The organism is Helicobacter cynogastricus (genome assembly GCF_900197855.1).
GTDB classification, from domain to species: Bacteria; Campylobacterota; Campylobacteria; order Campylobacterales; family Helicobacteraceae; genus Helicobacter; species Helicobacter cynogastricus.
In genome coordinates this window covers 196,953-215,562 of the sequence record NZ_FZMQ01000011.1, presented here as the reverse complement: position 1 = coordinate 215,562, position 18,610 = coordinate 196,953, and the positions used below count along the sequence as shown (strand labels likewise).

General features: G+C 45.0%; 14 protein-coding genes and 1 pseudogene. 1 reads left to right on the top strand and 14 read right to left on the bottom strand.

Annotation, left to right across the window (positions count from 1 at the left end; genetic code table 11):
• Positions 1–97 precede the first annotated feature (97 nt).
• Positions 98–1,957: a 6-hydroxymethylpterin diphosphokinase MptE-like protein gene (locus tag C6H00_RS06185; RefSeq protein WP_104750121.1), complete on the top strand. Its 1,860-nt coding sequence runs from the start codon at positions 98–100 to the stop codon at positions 1,955–1,957.
• On the opposite strand, the gene C6H00_RS06180 is transcribed toward C6H00_RS06185, so the two are convergent.
• The 14 genes and pseudogenes from C6H00_RS06180 to C6H00_RS06115 form a co-directional block, all read right to left on the bottom strand.
• On the bottom strand, positions 1,919–3,319 hold the full coding sequence (locus C6H00_RS06180; RefSeq protein ID WP_104750120.1) for a phosphomannomutase/phosphoglucomutase: 1,401 nt from the start codon (positions 3,317–3,319) through the stop codon (positions 1,919–1,921). The two genes, C6H00_RS06185 and C6H00_RS06180, sit on opposite strands and share 39 nt — an antisense overlap.
• A 9-nt stretch (positions 3,320–3,328) precedes the next feature.
• Entirely contained in the window at positions 3,329–4,300 is a 972-nt protein-coding gene (locus tag C6H00_RS06175; protein ID WP_104750119.1) for an alpha-2,3-sialyltransferase, read from the bottom strand.
• Between the two features lie 16 nt (positions 4,301–4,316).
• A complete protein-coding gene (locus C6H00_RS06170) occupies positions 4,317–6,671 on the bottom strand; it encodes a DUF7494 domain-containing protein (protein ID WP_233704451.1) in 2,355 nt (784 codons plus the stop codon).
• Positions 6,672–6,678: 7 nt separating this feature from the next.
• Positions 6,679–8,097, bottom strand: coding sequence for an NADH-quinone oxidoreductase subunit NuoN (nuoN, locus tag C6H00_RS06165; protein ID WP_104750117.1), 1,419 nt, complete (start codon positions 8,095–8,097; stop codon positions 6,679–6,681).
• A gap of 8 nt (positions 8,098–8,105) precedes the next feature.
• Positions 8,106–9,599: a complex I subunit 4 family protein gene (locus C6H00_RS06160; protein WP_104750116.1), complete on the bottom strand. Its 1,494-nt coding sequence runs from the start codon at positions 9,597–9,599 to the stop codon at positions 8,106–8,108.
• Between the two features lies 1 nt (position 9,600).
• A pseudogene (nuoL, locus tag C6H00_RS06155) lies at positions 9,601–11,444 on the bottom strand (NADH-quinone oxidoreductase subunit L).
• A 14-nt stretch (positions 11,445–11,458) separates the two neighbouring features.
• Positions 11,459–11,761, bottom strand: a complete 303-nt coding sequence (gene nuoK / locus C6H00_RS06150) for an NADH-quinone oxidoreductase subunit NuoK (RefSeq protein ID WP_104750115.1) — start codon at positions 11,759–11,761, stop codon at positions 11,459–11,461.
• On the bottom strand, positions 11,761–12,285 hold the full coding sequence (locus tag C6H00_RS06145; RefSeq protein WP_104750114.1) for an NADH-quinone oxidoreductase subunit J: 525 nt from the start codon (positions 12,283–12,285) through the stop codon (positions 11,761–11,763). The genes nuoK and C6H00_RS06145 overlap by 1 nt, the downstream gene beginning before the upstream one ends.
• The gene (gene nuoI, locus C6H00_RS06140; protein WP_104750113.1) at positions 12,278–12,913 is read right to left on the bottom strand and encodes an NADH-quinone oxidoreductase subunit NuoI; all 636 of its coding nucleotides are present in this window, start codon (positions 12,911–12,913) and stop codon (positions 12,278–12,280) included. Before nuoI ends, C6H00_RS06145 begins: the two co-directional genes overlap by 8 nt.
• Positions 12,914–12,921: 8 nt before the next feature.
• On the bottom strand, positions 12,922–13,911 hold the full coding sequence (nuoH, locus tag C6H00_RS06135) for an NADH-quinone oxidoreductase subunit NuoH (RefSeq protein WP_104750112.1): 990 nt from the start codon (positions 13,909–13,911) through the stop codon (positions 12,922–12,924).
• A complete protein-coding gene (locus C6H00_RS06130; protein WP_104750111.1) occupies positions 13,908–16,340 on the bottom strand; it encodes an NADH-quinone oxidoreductase subunit G in 2,433 nt (810 codons plus the stop codon). The genes nuoH and C6H00_RS06130 overlap by 4 nt, the downstream gene beginning before the upstream one ends.
• Entirely contained in the window at positions 16,328–16,582 is a 255-nt protein-coding gene (locus tag C6H00_RS06125; RefSeq protein WP_104750110.1) for an NADH-ubiquinone oxidoreductase subunit E family protein, read from the bottom strand. The genes C6H00_RS06130 and C6H00_RS06125 overlap by 13 nt, the downstream gene beginning before the upstream one ends.
• On the bottom strand, positions 16,579–17,808 hold the full coding sequence (gene nuoD, locus C6H00_RS06120) for an NADH dehydrogenase (quinone) subunit D (protein ID WP_104750109.1): 1,230 nt from the start codon (positions 17,806–17,808) through the stop codon (positions 16,579–16,581). Before nuoD ends, C6H00_RS06125 begins: the two co-directional genes overlap by 4 nt.
• A complete protein-coding gene (locus C6H00_RS06115) occupies positions 17,809–18,606 on the bottom strand; it encodes an NADH-quinone oxidoreductase subunit C (protein WP_104750108.1) in 798 nt (265 codons plus the stop codon).
• Between the last annotated feature and the right edge of the window lie 4 nt (positions 18,607–18,610).

Below are 18,610 nucleotides of genomic sequence, written 5' to 3'. Positions count from 1 at the left end.
CTAAATAGAAAAACAATTATAGCTAAAATCAGAAGGGCTAAATTAAACCATTTTATGAGCATGTGCTATAAATCTCTATCTTATTAAAAGGTATTTTATGCTTGATCTGAGTGAGCGAGCCCTCAAAGAACGCTTTGCAAAGAATTTAGAGTTTTTTCAAATCCACCTGCCTAAACTTCACGCGTTATTACTCACTCCGCCCTCTGCTTATAATCTCCTCAACAGCCCGCAGGGTTTTAATATTATCCACCTTGAGAGCGGCGATCTGCTTTTTCCTTATGAAGATGGAGAACATAAAATGCTAGAAATATCTCAAGAATGGGCGCGCGATATTTGGCACAATGCAAAATGGCAACTTAAAGGAAATGGAGTAGAGCTAGGGCATTTTGATTTAGAAAGCCTACCCTTCACCCACAAAGCTTGTCAAGAGATTTTTCAAACAGGGAGTGGGCAAGATGTATGGGATTTTGGGGAAAATTTTTACCCGCCTAGCGCGATTTTTGGTTTGGCTGGGGGGCTATTCTTAGCTCTTTTGCTAGAAGAGGGGGCTTTTTTTTACGCCGTGTATATCTTTGAGGAGCATCCCGATTTGCTGCGTTTGAGCGCGTATTTTTTAGACTATGCCAAACTTTTTAAAGCCACACCCCCAAAAGGGTGTGTTTTCTTTTTAAAAACGCTCTCAGAGCCACTTTTACACAGGATTTTTAGCACCAAAAAGATCACCCATAGTTTTCTGCATTTAGAGTTTAAACCTTACATGAGCCCGGCTAGTGCGCGCGCGTTAGAGAGCTTTAATGCCCAAAAATCTAGCGCATTGCGCGGGTGGGGAAGTTTTGAAGATGAGATGTTGGGGCTCAAGAATACTTTTAAAAATCTCAAAAAAGCCCCCCTAGTTCTCAACCCCAAAACCTGCACGCGCGCAGATGTACCTATTTGTGTGGTGGGCAATGGTCCTAGTTTGGACACTCTGCTAGATTTTATACAAGCCAATCAAGACCGCATGATCATTTTTAGTTGCGGGACAGCCCTCAAACCCCTTAAAGCCCGCCAAATTACCATAGATTTTCAAATTGAGATCGAACGCATCGACTATCTTAAAGATGTCCTTTTGCAAGCTCCCCTAGATCACACCCCCTTACTTTATGCCAATATGTGCAATCCGGGCGCGGTTAGTTTAGCTCAAGAGAGCTACATGTTCATGCGTGGGGGGAGTGCGAGTGGGTATGCCCTTAAAGAGTGGGCTATAGAATACAGCGCACCCTTTGTGGGCAATGCGGGGGTGAGTTTGGCATGTTTATTTTCTAAAACTTTGATTTTATGCGGGCTGGATTGTGGCTATATTGAGGGGAAAAGCAAGCATGCTAGGGGTTCGTATTATGGGCATGAAGGTGTGGAGATTCCACAAGGGGCGTTAGCCATCCCCTCTAACTTTGGGGATCGCGTTTTTGCAGACGGACTTTTTATTCTCTCTAGGGATCAAATGGGTCTGGCCTTTAAACAGCATAAAAGCGAGGTTTATAATTTATCTAGCGGGGCATTGATTGCCAACACGCGCCCTACACGCCCCAAAGACCTACAATTACCCCCCATTAACAAAGCGCGCGCGCTAGACCACCTCAAAACAGCTTTTCAGCCCGCCCCTCAAGCCCAAATAAACCCCAAATCCTATTTTTCTTTTCACGCCCAGATACTCAAGATTTTCCAACAACCCTTTCAGACTAAAAGAGATTTATACCAAGTGGTGGATCAACTCAGCATACTTAGCATGGATTTGAGCGCGCAAGACCCCTTAATGGGGATTTTATTTGAAGGATCGCTAGCGCATATCTGCCAACATCTGCTAGCAAGAGGGCTTTTGCTCCAACAAGCAGAATTGCCAGCTTTTTACGTCCACGCGCAAAGTGTGATTTTAAATACTTTAGAGCTGATGAGAGTCTCTATGTTGCAAGAGACTTAAAACCGCCTGCTTATATTTTTGAGCGCAGGCTTCGTCTTTGCCCTCAAAGCGGGTTACTAGCGTGGGCGTGGTGTTGCTAGCGCGCACCAAAGCAAAGCCATGTTCAAAAACCACGCGCACCCCATCGATGTCAATCACCTCCACAATGGGCGGAAAATTTGAAGGAAGTTGTCCTTTTAATACATCTTTAAGTTGCTCAATGAGGGTAAATTTTTCCTCTTCTAAGACATGGATTTTTTCTTCAGGGGTTTTATACGAATAGGGCAGGGCGTTAATGACGCCCTCTAACTCTGTAGGCGTGGAGTGTAAAAATAGCTCTAAAATGCGCAGAGCGGCATAGAGAGCATCGTCATAGCCAAAGTAGCGATCGTTAAAGAATAAATGCCCGCTCATCTCAGCAGCAAAATGGGCGTTAATTTCTTTGAGCTTGACTTTTAAATTGCTATGCCCTGTTTTATACATCAGCGCTTGACCTAGCTGGTTAATGGTGTCATACATCACCTGCGAGCATTTGACCTCGCCAATCACAAGGGGTTTAATCCCCTCCCTTGCTAGGTTCTGAGCAAAGAGAATGGCTAACTCATCGCCCGCGTAAATGTGATTTTGTGTGAGCAGGGCAACGCGATCTGCATCCCCATCAAAGGCGATCCCTATGGGGATGTTGTGTGTTTGCATGTGTTTTTGTAAATCTTGTAGATTTTTAGCTTCGCTAGGATCTGGGTGGTGGTTAGGAAAAGTGCCATCTGGGTTAGGATACAAACTATCAAAGTTGATATTTAACGCTCTTAGCACGGGTTCTAATCCTAATGCCCCCACGCCATTACCAAAATCTAGGGCGATTTTATAGGAGAAGTCTTTAAGATGAGAAAAGGCGTGAATGAGGTAGCTATGGTAGGCTTGCTTTGCCTTGAGCTTGTGGGCTGTGGTGGGTTTAGGGTTATAGGGCGTGGGGTTATCCAGCATTTTAACTTTTAACTCTTGGATGGCTTGACCATAGAAGGGTTTTTGATTTAGAGTGATTTTAAAACCATTATATTCAGGGGGGTTGTGCGAACCGGTGATCATAATAGAGTGGGGGATTTGCACGCCCTCAATGGCGTTAAAGGTAGCAAAATAGGCGACAGGGGTGGGGATGAGTCCTAAATCATAGACCTCTACAAAGTTTTCAAGCCCGCTTTTAAGCCACTCAAATAAAATGGGTGAGTGGATGCGCGCGTCATAGCCTAGTGCTACTTTAGCACAACTCTTAGCCATGAGCGCGCCCAATTCTAACCCGATTTGGCGCACGCAAGACTCGTTTAAATTTTGCCCAAAAATGCCCCTAATGTCGTATTCCCTAAAAATGCTCGAATCTAATTGCATCAAAATCCCTTATGGAGTAGGTTTATTGCGCTTAAATATAAGTTTAAAATTCTTGGGTTTACATAAAGCCAGGCACGCCCGCCCAAATTTATAAACATCACAGCACACACGGCGACAAAAACGCAGGGATTCTAACATAAGATTATCTGAATACACTTCCCTAGAGGCAAAAAATTCCTTTAAGGCCACCTTGCGCCTATCTTCAGAGTAATGGGGTGGCAGAACAATGTCGCTAATATGGTGATCCGGTTTAGCTTGTCCTAATCTTAATCTTTCTTTAATTTCTGCACTCAGAGCGTTTTTATGTGGACTTAATGGCACAATTTGTGTCAGGAGAGTGTCAGGCACTAGAGAATAAATGGTAGCAAATTCTGTAGCCAATTCAATCGCCTCAATGTCTAAGTTTTTGCTGTGAGCAGGATCGGTATGGATTTTAAAAAAGGTACTCCTGTTGGGATAAAAATGTCCGGGCCCATCTGTATAAAAGTCAATACCTGCCAAATAGATTTCTTTATACCCTAAAGCGATGGCGCAAATAAGCATCACCACACCGGAAGTAAACCACTGGTTTTTAAAATTCATAGATTTGGCATGTAGGCTATAGAAGGGTTCTAAGGTTTCAAGCAAATTATGAGTGGTACGTACCCCTGTATAGTTTTTGTCTAAAAAATCTCGTATAGAAACTGATTTACCATTTATATAGTGGTGTGAGTTGTTGGTTGTGCAATACAAATCGCATAAATCGTATTCTCCCTGATTGTACAAAAGGCGCATAGTGTGCATCTGTAACTCGAAATAATTGGGATTAAAAAATGCTCCTTTAATTTCTTTCCCTAGGTAATACTTATCCTCAAAATAAAACTGGTTGCACCTGAAGACTTCAAAATCTGGAGGAAAAAGGTTATAATCTAGGTTTTTAACACTTGGACCATTGCCAGCGACAATGAGAGGTTTTTGTTGTGGGGGGGGGGGGGGTAACATTGATTTCCTTTGGCTTTCATGGTTGCAAGAGATTCAAGGCTTGTTGGCAGAGATCTTTCCAAGCGGAGGTATTTTTGATGGCTAAACAGGCACTAAAAGCCTTTTGACTCTCTTGAATTTTATTTTGTTGTTTTAAAATACTCCCTTGCATGTAAAGTGCATGTTGCCTCTCTTGAGAATCTAAACTCTCCTTGAGTAAAGCTTGATTTTCTTGAAGTGCGCGATCTAGTTTGCCTTCTCGCATGAGTGCGCTAATAAGTTGTTGTTGGGCGTAGGGGGTGAAAGAATCGTTTTGATGGGTTTTTTGCAAAGCAATAAGGTTTGTAGCATAGAGTTGCAGAGTGGTAGGGTTATTGGTCGTTTTGGCTTCATTTTGCAATAAAAGCCCATAGACATCAATCATGCGTTTATCGTCTTTAAACCATTTTTGGAGTTTAGGAAAGAGATCAAGGGCTTGGGTGGGGTTGTTAGTGCGCATATAATCTGCAAACAACACAAAGCCAATATCATAGTAGCGTTTGGCTTTTTTAAGAGTGGCTAGAGTGAAAGCATCTTTAGCTGCAAGTAAGGAATCTTGAAAATTATCAAGCTTATAAAGATTGTTACCTTGACGATAAAGCCAATCGATTCGTTTTTCAGGATTTTCTGGACTCTTTTGCAAACCATTTTTGGCAAAAACCTCTGCTTGATTGTAAAGCTTGGCATTATAAAGACAATCAAAGGCCTCTAGTTGCTCTTCTTGAGTAAAAGCATCTGGTTGGAGGGGTACCACTTGCACGAGGTAATCTACTGCACTTTTACAATCACCCTCTTTGACTGCGTTTCGCCCCAAAGCTAGCAAGGCCTGTTGCATGGGTTCAGAATCCATAGGGAGATCAGGAGCCATGCCCAAAACTTGGCTATAATAGCGTTCTTCAAGCAACATTTGAGCCTTGTAGTCTAGGGCTTTCTTATGCTCATTAGAGCCTGCGGGGTAGTCTTTGAGAATTTGATTAAAACGGGCAAGTTTTTCTTCAAAACTTCCATGCATTAAAAAGAGGACTTCATTATCTCGTTGTTTGACCAAAGAGATGCGTGCAACATTATTAAAATTATCCAAATATTCTAAATTAGCCACATGGGCTTCGTTAGGCTGGTTATTTTTAGCATAAAGAAATCCTAAGTCAAAAGCGGCCTTTTCTTTAATACTGGGATCATTATCTTGATCGCTTAAAATTTTGGCGATGGCGATGGCAGGGGCAAAGAGGGCATGTGTTTTAAGGTTAGTGAGGAACTCATAGGATTGTATAGGGTAGTGCAGAAAAAAGTTAGGATTAGCCTCCAAGATTTTATGAACAAGAATAGGGGCGTTCTTGCCCCCATAGGTATTAAGATCAAAACGCGCCCAAGAAAAAGCGATCAAACTTGCGCTTTCTATATCTTTAGCTGCGCTGTAAGCTTTTTGAAAAAGAGTGAGTGCGCCGCTATTATTACCCTCATTGGCACTTTGTTCAGCTAAACGCATCTGGGAGAGAGGAGCGTAGCGACTCTGCGGATATTCTATAATAGCTCGCTCAAAATGGTTTTGTGCTTGTCTGGCGTGGTTAATATGATCATAGGCTGTACCCATTAGGTAAAGCACATGGGGCACTTCAGGGTCTGCTGGGTAAAGCTTAAGCCAACGCTCTCCAATTTGCAATAATAGGTCTTGGCGTTTGTTGAGCTTATCTAGGGCAATCATCTCATAAAGATAGAGATCTTTTCTAAAAAGGGTATTTGGATAAGTTTCAAAAATACTTCCAATCGCCTTAAGTGCTGCCAAATAGGATTGTTCACCCATAAGTTTTTTGACTTGCAAATAGCCATCTAAATCCGCTCCTTTGGAGTAATTTAGAGGTTTGTTATCCACGCCAAGTTCTTGGATATAGGGAGTTTGAGCATCCTCAATTAGAATAGGAAAATCTAAGCCTTTGTAGGATTCTTGAGCAGAGTCTTTGGAAGTAAGAAAAGGAATTTTGTTAGTGAAGCCCACTATTTGCCAAGTATCGGAGGTTTTTATGGGAAGATTTTGAATAGGAATGTGGCGTTTATAGTCATGGGGGAGGGCAAAAAGTTGTTGTTGGAATTTAGGCTTGATATACAAGTAAAACACATAATTTTTAATATCATAGGAGATGTTAAAAAAGGCCGTATTCATGGGCGTAAAACCGGGTTTTGGAATGGAGTGAATCACACAGGTGATTGTTGTAGGAGGAATGGGGTTTTGCGTACAAGTAAATGGAGAGTCGTTTTTGAGCGTGAGGGTCGCAAAATCTTGATCTTCTTCTTTACCTTGAGTGATGCTAAAGGTGAGGGCAAAAAGAGGGGTGCATAAGAGCACCAAAAACAACAAAATGCGCTTAAAGTGCATAGTATTGGAGTACAGAAATAGAGCCTATACAAAGAAAAGCCATGCCACAGAGGACGGCATAAACTGGATAACTAGCGTTTAAATGTTTTGGGGTACTAGGAGTTGCAAAAAACATCGCTACACACAAGCGCAAATAATAGCAAGCTGCAATGGCACTATTAACCACCATCACGATCGCCAAAAATATATTGTGCTGACTGAGCAAGTTTTGCAAGATCATCACTTTTCCCCAAAACATAGAAAAGGGGGGAATGCCCGCTAGGGAGAATAAGAAAATCGCTCCTAAGAGAGCCAAGAAAGGTTTGGCATGAATAAGGCCATTAAAACGCGCAAAGGGGTAATCATAGTGATGTGCTAAAGCATCCTCTTTGGTACTTACACCCCAAAACAGAGCAAAAGCTCCAATATTGGTGATTAAAAACAATAACCAGTAGGCAAACATCGTTTCTGCCCAGCCTCCAAAGACACATGCAAGCGCAAAGCCGGTGTGCGAAATAGAACTATAGGCCATCATGCGTTTAGCATCTCTTTGTAAGAGAGCCATTAGGTTTGGAATGGTGATAGTGAGGGCTATTAAGAAATAAAATAGGGCATGTATAAAAACAATTTGAGTGCTTAAGAAAAAAGCAAATACCCGCCACGCCACCACAAGTCCGGCAATTTTAGGCACAATGGAAATAAAGCCGGCAAAAACGGGGTTATTGCCCTCATAAATATCAGGCATCCAAGTGTGGAAAGGCACTAAGGAAACCTTGAAACCCAACGCGCCTAATAAAAAGATTGCCGCACATGTGCACAGCAAGGCGGGGCTAAAATTTTGCGTAAAAGACATGGTAGAGAGGTCCAAACTACCCGTAAGAAGATAGAGTAATGCTGTGCCCATAGAGAAAAATACGCTAGCTAACATCCCCATCGTAAAGTACTTTAGACCTGCTTCAAGTCCGCCATGCTTATTGTTCAGTGCCATGATAACGCACATAGCTAAAGAAGCACTCTCTAGGCCTAAGATGATCATCAATAAGTGATTGCTAGAGACCATGAGCTGAAAACCCACCACCATAAATAAATAAAGAGGGTAAAACTCTGGAGTTTGAAACTCTGCAAAGCGCTCTTTGCTTAAGACAAGACACATTAATAAAAAACTCGCTACTACAATGAGCTTTTGTGCCATTAAAGAGATGGGATCGGTAACGATCAAATTAAAAAAACTAGAGGGGGCACTTACCGGCCCCAAAAGAGCCAAAAAATCTAAAGCAAGAGTAAAGAGCACTAGAAAAACGCTAAGATTGCGTGAAAATTGCTGTTTACAAACATTGGTTAGGAGGATATACACTCCCCCCACCATACCAATTAGCATGGGCAAAACACTAGGAAGGTTAAATTCTTGAGTTGAGAAAGAGAAATCCATAGCAATCCTTATGGAGAGACTTGTAGGCGGGTGTGAGCATTTTGCACCAAGAGTTGGGTACTGGCCTCAAGCGTGCTAAGCAAAGGCTTGGGATAAATACCAAAGAATAAAATAGCCGCCATCAGAATACCCAAAACACCTCTTTGACCCCAAGAGAGATCGCCTAAGATGGCCTTTTTTGGCAAACCAAAAAAGACCTTTTTGTACAAGACTAGCATGTACACAGCCGATAAAATAATGGTGCTTCCTGCCACAAAGGCTAAGATAGGGGCTCTTTGGAAAAAGCCCAAGAGACTTAAAAACTCTCCTACAAAGGCACTTGTAAGAGGCAAGCCTACATTGGCTAAAGTAGCGATCATAAAAAAGGTCGCATAAACAGGCATAGAATGCGCCACACCTCTAAAGGTGGCGATCTTGCTTGATCTATAGCGTTGATAAAAAATACCTACTAGCAAAAAGAGTGCGCTACTCACAAGGCCATGCGAGATGAGCGTAAAGAGCGCCCCCCCCACACCCTCCACATTGAGCGCATACATCCCTAAGAGAGCTACACCCATGTGCGACATTGAACTATAGGCAATGAGGCGTTTCATCTCTTTTTGCGCGCAGGCCAAGATGCCTGCATAGATCACCATGCAGAGTGCTAACACACAAAGAGGTAAAAAGAAAGTTTGCACCCACTCAGGAAAGAGGGGGATAAAAAAGCGCAATAGGGCATAAGTGCCCATTTTAGAGAGCAGAGCGGCTAATACTACAGAACCTAAAATAGGAGCGTTGCCATAGGCATGGGGTAACCAAGAATGCAGGGGGAAAATGGGAATCTTGACCGCAATCCCCAAGAAAAACGCTAGAGCAACCCAAAAACGCACATGATCGGGCAAAACTATCTGCCCTAAATCATAGAGATCAAAGCTCCATCCCCCAGAAACGCTCGCATAAGCATAACCACAATACAGAATACCCAGTAACATAAATAAAGAAGCCACAAAGGTATAAAGGAAAAATTTGAGTCCAGAATAAACTCTAGGACCTACCCCAAAACGCCCAATCATATACAAGACGGGTAATAAAGAAACTTCCCAAAAGAGATAAAAAAAGATCAAATTGAGAGCACTAAAAACTCCCATTAACATGCCCTCAACTAACAAGAGGGCGATTAGCATGGATTGTTGGTTTTCATGCACATAGAGCGCGCATAGAAAAATCACAAAGGCACTGAGCACTAACAAAAAGAGCGAAATCCCATCTATACCCACATGGTAGGCAATGCCATATTGACTTAAAAATCCCAATGCACTCACTTCTTCAAACTGCATGCCCGCTTGAGCAGGATCAAAAAGCACCCAAAGCCAAAACACTAATGCGAGTTCCACACCGGCTACCATGACACCATAGGTTTTGGCATGATCATCACGCATGCCAAAAAGAGGTAGTGCTCCCACTATGGGTAAAAGAATCAACACGCTCAACAAGTGGGAAGGCAGTAATTGCAAATAATCCATGTTATCTCCAAAAACTCAAAATCGCCATTAATAACGCCATTGCCACCCCAAAAGCCATCCATCTTAGCGCACTGCTTAAATTCCCACTTTGCATGGGGGTTAGCATTTGCCCTAAAAGAGCGGGGATTTTAGCGATGGCATCTATGAAGGCATCGAGTGTGCGCACCTCAATTTTACGCCATATCCAAAAAGCAAAATTTAAAAATGCTTGAGAAATCGCGCCATACAAGGCGGGGATATAGTATTGATTTAAAAGCAGACGGTAGAAAAACCCGCCCTCTTTGTTGCCAAAGCCTTTTTATATTTTTGCACGGCGTAGGCAATAGAAAACAAGACCCCGATTGTGGTGAGGGCTAACAAGAGCATTTTAGGTACGGGGTAATCGGCAAAAGAGGGCACGCTGATCGCCTTTGAGACAAAATGAAAAAAGCTGTGCTCAAAAAACCCGGCAATTACGGCTAAAATGGCTAAGGGCAACATCGCTAAGAGCATAAAATTTGGGGCTTCGTGGGGGTGCTCGATGTTGTGCGCTTTGGGGGCAAAGAACACCAACATTAAGAGCCTAAAGCTGTAAAATGCCGTAAAGAGCGCACCAATAAGCAAGGCTAAAAAGAGCCCATGATGCCCCGTAGCAAAGGCAACTTCTAAGATTTTATCCTTAGAGAAAAAGCCGGCAAAGGGGTAGAGCCCACACAGAGCTAAGGAGGCTAGCCCCATTAAAATCGCCGTGGTTTTCATAGGTTTATATAGAGCGCCCATTTTAGTGATATTCAATTCATCGTGCATGGCGTGCATGACATTGCCCGCACCCAAGAATAGCAGGGCTTTAAAAAAGGCATGGGTGAAAAGATGGAAAAGCGCGATCCAGTAAGCCCCAAGCCCCGCGCCCACAAACATATATCCTAATTGTGAGAGTGTAGAATATGCCACGATGCGTTTTAAGTCCTTATTCACTAACGCCATGCTTGCCCCAAACAACGCCACAAACGCCCCTAAGCAGGCGATAGCATAACCTAGCTCAGGCAGTGCGCTATACAAGGGGTGTGCTCTAATCACCAAATACACCCCAGCAGTAACCATAGTCGCGGCGTGGATGAGCGCAGATACAGGTGTGGGGCCCTCCATCGCATTAGCTAGCCAAGTGTGCAAAGGGAATTGCGCGCTCTTACCCACCGCGCCTATAAAGAGCAAGAGCCCGATGTAAAAGAGGATATGGGGATCGGTGTTGGCAATGTTGGCAAAGACGACCGAGTATTGCACCGAGCCAAAAGTCCAATACACCAGCAAAATCCCCATGAGCATCCCCAAATCAGCGATGCGATTCATCACAAAGGCTTCAATGGAGGCGTTGTTAGCACTCTGCTTTTCATACCAAAACCCGATGAGTAAATAAGAGCAAAGCCCCACGCCCTCCCAGCCCACAAACAGCCCCAAGAAATTATCACTCAGCACCAAGATAAGCATAGAAAAGACAAAGCCAGAGAGGTAGCTAAAATAGCGGTTATAGCCCTTATCCTCGTGCATGTAACCGATCGAATAAACATGCACCAAGAAAGACACGAGTGTAACGACCACAATCATCACTGTGCTGATGGGATCGACCCCAAAAGAAAAGCCCACACTAAAGCCCCCCAAGGTCATCCATTCAAAAAGCGTGGCTTCGATTCGTTGTCCATGCAGGCTCAAATTTAAGAGATATAAAGCTCCCAAAAACGCCAATCCTAAGAGAGTCGAATTAATAACCCCCACATGCAAACTCTTTGGGCTCGTCCCCCATAAACCTGCATAAAGAGCCCCCAAAAGAGGCAGAAATAACACCGCCTTTAGCGCAATAGACGCGCACATGCCAGCTTCCATGCTTAACCTTTCATGCGAGCTAGAGTGTCGATGTCTAAGGTTTTGTATTTTTTGTACCACAAAATTACAAGACCTAGTCCTACAGCCACTTCAGAAGCCGCTACTGCGATCATAAAAAGCGCGAAAATCTGCCCATCAATGTTTTTTAAAGTATGGGCAATAGCTACAAAAGCAACATTGATCGCATTGAGCATGATTTCCGTAGAAAAAAAGAGCATCAACACATTCTTGCGTCTAAGCATGCCAAAAAGGCCGATACAAAAGAGTAAAGAGGCAAAGACTAAATAATGAGCAAGGGTAATCATCAACATTCCTTCTTATGGCTTTTCTTGAGCGCGCCTGTAATAGCTCCCACTAGGGCTACTAAGAGCAAAAGTGCCCCTACCTCAAAAGCCACAAGGTATTTAGTGAAAAGCGTAAAACCGATCAATTTGGTGTTTGATGAAATCAAATCCGGGGTTAAACTCTCTTGTAGATTATGGGCATACTCAGAGATAAAGGGCGCGCCCAAGATCAGCACTAAAACAAGCGCAATTAAACCAGCTAAAACTACCACCAACTTAGGCGCATGCGCTCTTTCTACCACATCCTCAGAGGCGTTAAAAAACATCATCCCAAAGGCATACATCACCACCACCGCGCCCACATAGACCAAAATTTGCACCACGCCTAGAAACTCTGCATTCAAGAGAAAAAAGAAAGCGGAGACAAACACCATGCTAGTAGCTAACGCGCTCATTGCGTATAAAATATTAGTAGTGGTTACAACGACTAGAGCCATACCCAAAGTTAAAGTAGCGAAAAAGTAAAAGGCAAGGGTATCAAACATGAGAGTCCTTGTTTGCTTGCACTTCTTGGGAGTGTTCCTCTGTATTGGCATAATCTAGTGGAGTTTTTTGTAGTCTTTGGCTGGCATTGACACTGGGCGCACCAAAGCCGGCAAACTCGACATGGCTATGATCTTTTGCGCTTTGTATGTCGGTTAGAAACTCTGCCTTGCCTCCAAACTGGGAGCGTTGCACGCTGCTATTTTCAAAGCGTTGCCCCATCACAATGGCAAGCTCGGGGCACACCTCCGCGCACAGCCCGCAGTAAATGCAACGCCCTAAATTGATGGTGTAGCTATCTATATATTTACGCTCATCCTCGCCCTTGTGGGTGATGATGCGGATGCAATTACTCGTGCAAATCTTTTCGCACAGCCCGCACCCAATGCAACGCTCCGATCCGGATTCTAAAAGCCTTTGGAGGTGGTGCACGGCGCGATAACGTGGGCTTAGGGGCAAGACCTCCATAGGATAATGAATGGTAACCTCTTTGCTAAAAAACTCTTTAATGGTGAGTCCCAAACCCTTAAACAACTCCAATCCAAAGCTGGTTTTGAGCGTGTCTAAGAATTTGCTAGCCCCACTGCTAGGCTTGCTTGGGTCTAACCATTTGTAATTTTGTTTTCCCATTGTGCCTCCTAAAGTAAAATGATAAGCCCAGTAACTAGGATATTGAGTAGGGCTAAGGGCAACATGATCTTCCAGCACATGCGCATGAGCTGATCGGGGCGCACATGGGGGAAGGTCGCGCGCGCCCACATGGACAAGAACACAAAGAAACAGACCTTAATTAAAATGGCAATTCCTCCGGGAATAAAGCCCCACGCATTGTAACCCCCAAAGAAAATCAAAGAGATCACAAAGCAGAAGGCGAACAAGTGGGCGTATTCGGCTAAGAAAAACATCCCCCATCTAAGCCCGCTATACTCCGTGCAAAACCCGGCGACAATCTCGGCTTCATGCTCTAAGAGGTCAAAGGGGGTGCGGTTAAGCTCAGCATAACTAGAGATCAAGAATAAAAAGAAGGCTAGGGGCTGTTTAAACACGAGCCAGTGCAACATCCCGCCCTCTTGGTAGTGGTTGATTTCCACTAAGGACAGAGAGCCTACCACCATGATCGGGGCTAAGATCGTTAAGGTGCTCACCACTTCAAAGCTTAGTAGCTGTATGGTCGCGCGCGCCGCCCCAATGAGCGAGTATTTGCTATTAGAGGCTAACCCAGCTAAAAGGGGGGCGTAAATGCTCGCTGAACCCACTGCCAGGAAGAATAACAAGCCGACATTGATGTCTGAGATGATGGGCTTGATGGTGTGCCCAAAAATAGCAAAATCTCCAAAAAAGGGAATGGGTGCCATGCTCACAAACGCGCTCACCATCGCGATCACGGGGGCAATGGAGAAAATCAAGCGGTTCGCATTCTGAGGGATGATGTCCTCTTTAGTGAAAAGCTTGATCGCATCAGCGATCACTTGCAAGAGTCCAAAAGGACCCACATAGGTCGGACCTAATCGGCGCTGAAAATAGGCTAACACCTTGCGCTCTAAATAAGTCCCAAACGCCCCAAGCCCAGCAAAAACTAAAACCACCACTAAGATTTTAATTAAGGTTTCTATGATCTCAGCACTCATGCGCGCTCCCACTCTAAGCTTTCAAAGGGGCTGCTGGTAAAGACTTGCGCTTGATCGAGGCTAGGGCTTACCATAAACACGCCCTTTTTTAGGCTGTGATCGATGTAAATTTTGCCCTTGAGTGTGCGCCCCTCTTTGCTAAGACTAATGAGCGCGCCCTCTTCTAGCCCCAAACTCTCTAAATATTCCTTAGAGGTATAAATGCCCTCTTTGAGTTGCAGGTTTTGGCTCTTGAGCGTGTGGGTGTTAAATTGTGTTTCGGCAAATTGCAAGTAGGCGTTAAACTCGAGCACGCTCTCAAGCGGGCTGATGGGTTGGCTAGCCTCTTTGCTTTGGCTAGGGGTATTTTGGAGTTTATAACCCCTGTGGTTGCTCTTGTCATTGGCGTAAAAGTTCGTCAAATCATCGTAGTTAATGGGTAAAAAGCCCTTTTCTTGGGGTAATAGATGGGTGTATTCAATGAGGCTCTCCCCATACAATCCAAAGTGTTGGGCGATGTCGGCTAAATCTAGCCCCTCATAGGCTAAAGCCGGGCGCAGGGGCAAGAGCCGTCCCTCTAGGTTTGTCATGGTCGCCTCTACTTGATTGAAACTTGGCAAAATAAAATCCACCGCATTTTGTGCCACTCCATTTATATCCACACAATCGCTATCTAGCACAAAATCCCCTTTAGCGCGCACGCCCACACTAGGGCTAGCCTTGTTGTCTTTTTCAAGCTGGCAAATGGAGACAATGCCTAAAGCATTCGCACTTGGGGGGATCAAAAAGATTTTTAATTTCTCTAAGCTGCTTGCCTCTTGCAGCATTAAAGCGATATTTTTAGCTTTGGGGTGGGTGTAAATCTCTGGACCGATTAGAAGAGCCACACTGGGGGCTTTTTCAATGAGGGCTTTGATTTTCTCATAAGTGGGGCTGTCTAGTTTGGCACTTTCTAGCATAGCATAGACAGGGGGTTTTGACTCGGGCTTGGTTTCAGCTTCCTCTATGCCACAGGCATGCTCTTCATCTTCTATAAGGGCTCGCTCTTGGCTTGTTTGAGGAGCTTCTTGGATAGGCTCTAGCTTGGGCTCGGGCTCTTGAGTGATTTGACTATTTTTTAAACTCTGCAAACTCGGGCTATCAATCCCTAAAGCCATTAAAAACGCCCCTAAGATGATCTCCTCAGCCCCTACTGCGTGGCACACAGGCACCACGCTACGGCATATTTTCTCCAGCGCACTATCTTCTAGCGGGTGGGCGTAAATCAAACTTGTGCCCTTATTCACTTTGAGCGCATTGGCTAGAGCGTATTTGAGTAAGGGGTTTTCATTTTTAAGGCGCGATCCTAGACTTAGCACACAGCTAGATTTTTTTAAATCGGCCAAATCGTGCCATTTAGGGTTAAAGACACCTAAAAACTCTTGGAAGGCGTAAAGTTTGTCATTATGCAGGCTAAAGCCACAAGATTGGCGCATTTGCTCCACCAAGTAAGCTTCTTCATTGCTAGTATCTCCCCCGATATACACCGCCTTAGCTTCTTTTAACTTTTGCACCGCTTGCTCTATGTTTGTGCTCCCCTGCCTAGAGGCGTGCAGATCAAAGGCAAAACGCCCCGCCCCACAAATGGGGTTGTGATAAAAGTCATTGCCCACTCTAAAGATTCTTTGTTGCTCGCCTAGCGTGTCAAAGTGGCGCACTTGATAATCCAGCAAACACCCGGCTGCACAATGCATGCAAGTCGAGTCGATGTGTTTGAGCTCCCACGCGTTTGCCTTGTAGCTAAAGTCCTTATAGACAATCGCGCCCACAGGGCACACAGCAATGCACTCCCCGCAATCATAGCAAGGGGTGGAGCCCACAAAGGCGATCATGCCCTTTTGTTTGCGACTCCACACACTAAAGGGGTCTTTGGGCATGTCTGCCTTGCATTTATCCGGAGCATGTAAATTGGCTTTGCTCGCCTTTAAATTACTATCCCCGATATTGTCGCTACAAGTAGTAACGCAGCGTTCACACATGATACATAAGTTTGGGTCATAGGAGGCTTGCGCCCAAAAGGCAAAGGGCTTTAGATTGTCGCGTACACTAAAGGGTTGGCGATCGACTAAAGTTCGATGGGTCATGTCTTGCAATTCACACTCCCCGCTTTTATCGCACACCCCGCACTCTAAGGGGTGATTGACATCATAGGTTTGCATGATCATCTGCCGTTCTGCAATGAGGGCGGGGGTGTTGGTTTCTACCTTGCTACAAGCCTTTGGTTTGGTGTTGCAGGCATAAACCCTTTTGCCCTCCACCTCCACCATACACATTTTACACGCCACCGTGGGCGCGCACCCGCTCAAATAGCAAATGGCCGGAATATAAACGCCAGCGCTACGCGCTGCCTCTAAAATGGTCTGCCCCTCGCTAAACTCTACCTTTTGCCCATCAATTTCTATGCTTGGCATGCATCAGCCCTTTTTACCACTAAAGTCCAATCCACCCGATTAAAACGCAAAGAGTTCATCAACACATCCCCCCGATCCCTGATCGCCTCTGCGCTCTGCTCCACAATGTCAAAATCCACCACTTCAAACATAAAAATCACCACCTCCCCGGGGCTAACGCTTTCATCTAAAATCGCCCGCATGCGCGCGATCACCGCGCTATTTGGCTCATCTCTTAAGTGCCTTAAATCAAAACGCTTCATCGATCCACCTCCCCAAACACCGCATTGCTCGAGCCAATGATAGTAACCGCATCAGCCAAATACTGCCCCACTAAAATATCTTGCATAGAGCCTATATGAAAAAAGCTAGGCGCACGGATTTTTAAGCGATAAGGGTAGGGCTCGCCCTCTGAGTGGATAAAAAAGCCCAACTCGCCCTTAGGCGACTCGGTGGGAGCATACACCTCACCTTGTGGGGGGCGCATGCCTTGAGTTACCAGCACGAAGTGTTGCATTAAGGCGTAGTTTTGAGTCATAATGTCCTCTTTGGGCGCGCTAAAATACTGCGGGGCGTGCGCCATAATGCTAGGGTCTGTGGGGGCGTGCATGGGGATTAATTGCTCTAAAATGCGTAAAGACTCCAAGATTTCTAGCATGTAGAGTTGGTAGCGATCGTAACTATCCCCATTGTTGCCCACAGGAATATCAAAGTCTAGCTCGGGGTAGAGCTCATAGGGCTCTTCTTTACGCACATCATAGGCAATCCCCGTGCCTCTTAGCATGATCCCACTTGCCCCCCACGATTTGGCTTGCTCCTTTGTGATCGTGCCCACATTCTCTAGGCGGGCTTTCCAAATGCGATTGCTATCAAGCAGTCCGCTAATGAGCTTATGCATCTCTCTTACTTCTTTAATGAAAGCTTTTAGCCCCTCTAGCCAATTAGGAGGCAAATCTAAGGGTACGCCCCCGATTCGAATGGCGTTATGCGTGAGCCTTGCCCCGCAATAATCCTCCATCAAGTCCAGCCCATACTCGCGGGTTTTAAAGCAATACAAAAATACCGACATTGCCCCCACATCCAGAGCATGCACGCTCAAGAAAAACACATGGGAGATCACGCGGTTTAATTCTAAAAGCAAGGTGCGAATCACCTGCGCGCGCCTAGGAATTTGCACGCCTAATAAAGTTTCTACCGCGCGGGCGAAGGCGTAGTTATTGCTGGTCGAAGAGGTGTAATCCAGCCTATCAGTGGTGGGCATGTATTCATTGTAAGTCATGTTCTCGCCCAGCTTTTCACAGCCCCGATGCAAGTAGCCAATCTCTGGCGTGGCTTTGGTGATTTTCTCGCCCTCGAGCTCTAAGATCAAGCGCAGCTGCCCATGCGAAGAGGGGTGCTGGGGACCAAAGTTAATCACCATTTGTTTATCATCGCGCTCAAAGAGGACATTTTCAAATTGCGGTTTGAGTTTGGTAAAGATTTGTGCCATTTAAGGGCGCTCCTTTAGCTCTGTGGGCTCTTGGCTGTGTAAATCCTTGACAAAAAGGGATTTTTCAAAGCTGTATTTGCCCGCCTTGTCCTCTAAGGGCAAGCCTTTAGCCTGCTCATGCCCCACTTTAGAGAAATTAAAGGTGTCCTTTTCATCCACCCGCGCGCTATCTCTTTGTTCTGGTCCTATAATCTCTCGATACTCTTTGCCAAAAATCTTATCCACCTCATACCACGCAGCGTGCTCATCGCCTTTAAGCGGATAGGATTTTAATAGCGGGTGGCCTACCCAATCATCGGGCATTAAAATGCGCTTTAAGTGCGTGTGCCCCTCAAAGACAATGCCAAACATGTCATAAGCCTCCCTCTCGCTCCACAGAGCCGAGCGGTATAAGTGGCTTAAAGTGGGGGGGGTTTCTCCTTTTTTAAGGACGGCTTTTAAGCGCACGCGCCGTTTATTGGCATATCCGGGCAAATAGGATAAAAATTGGTAAAACAGCTCAAACTCCCCGCGCTTTTCTAAAAAGTCGATCGCGCTCATCTCGCTTAAGCTCTCATAGCCCAAATTCTTTAACCTTTCAGCCACTTGTGCCACCTCGCTAACCTCGATGACAAAGACCGCGTTGCCTAGCTCAATAAAACTTTCTAGCACCTTGTGGTGATAGCTGATGTGGTTAAAAATCACCTCATAGGGCGAGCCCACAATGGGGGTTTTGGGCGTGGGGGGGACGACATAGAAACGATCGGAGTAGTGGACTTGCTTTTGGACATTGGCGTTAGGGCGTTGTTTTCTAACCATAGTT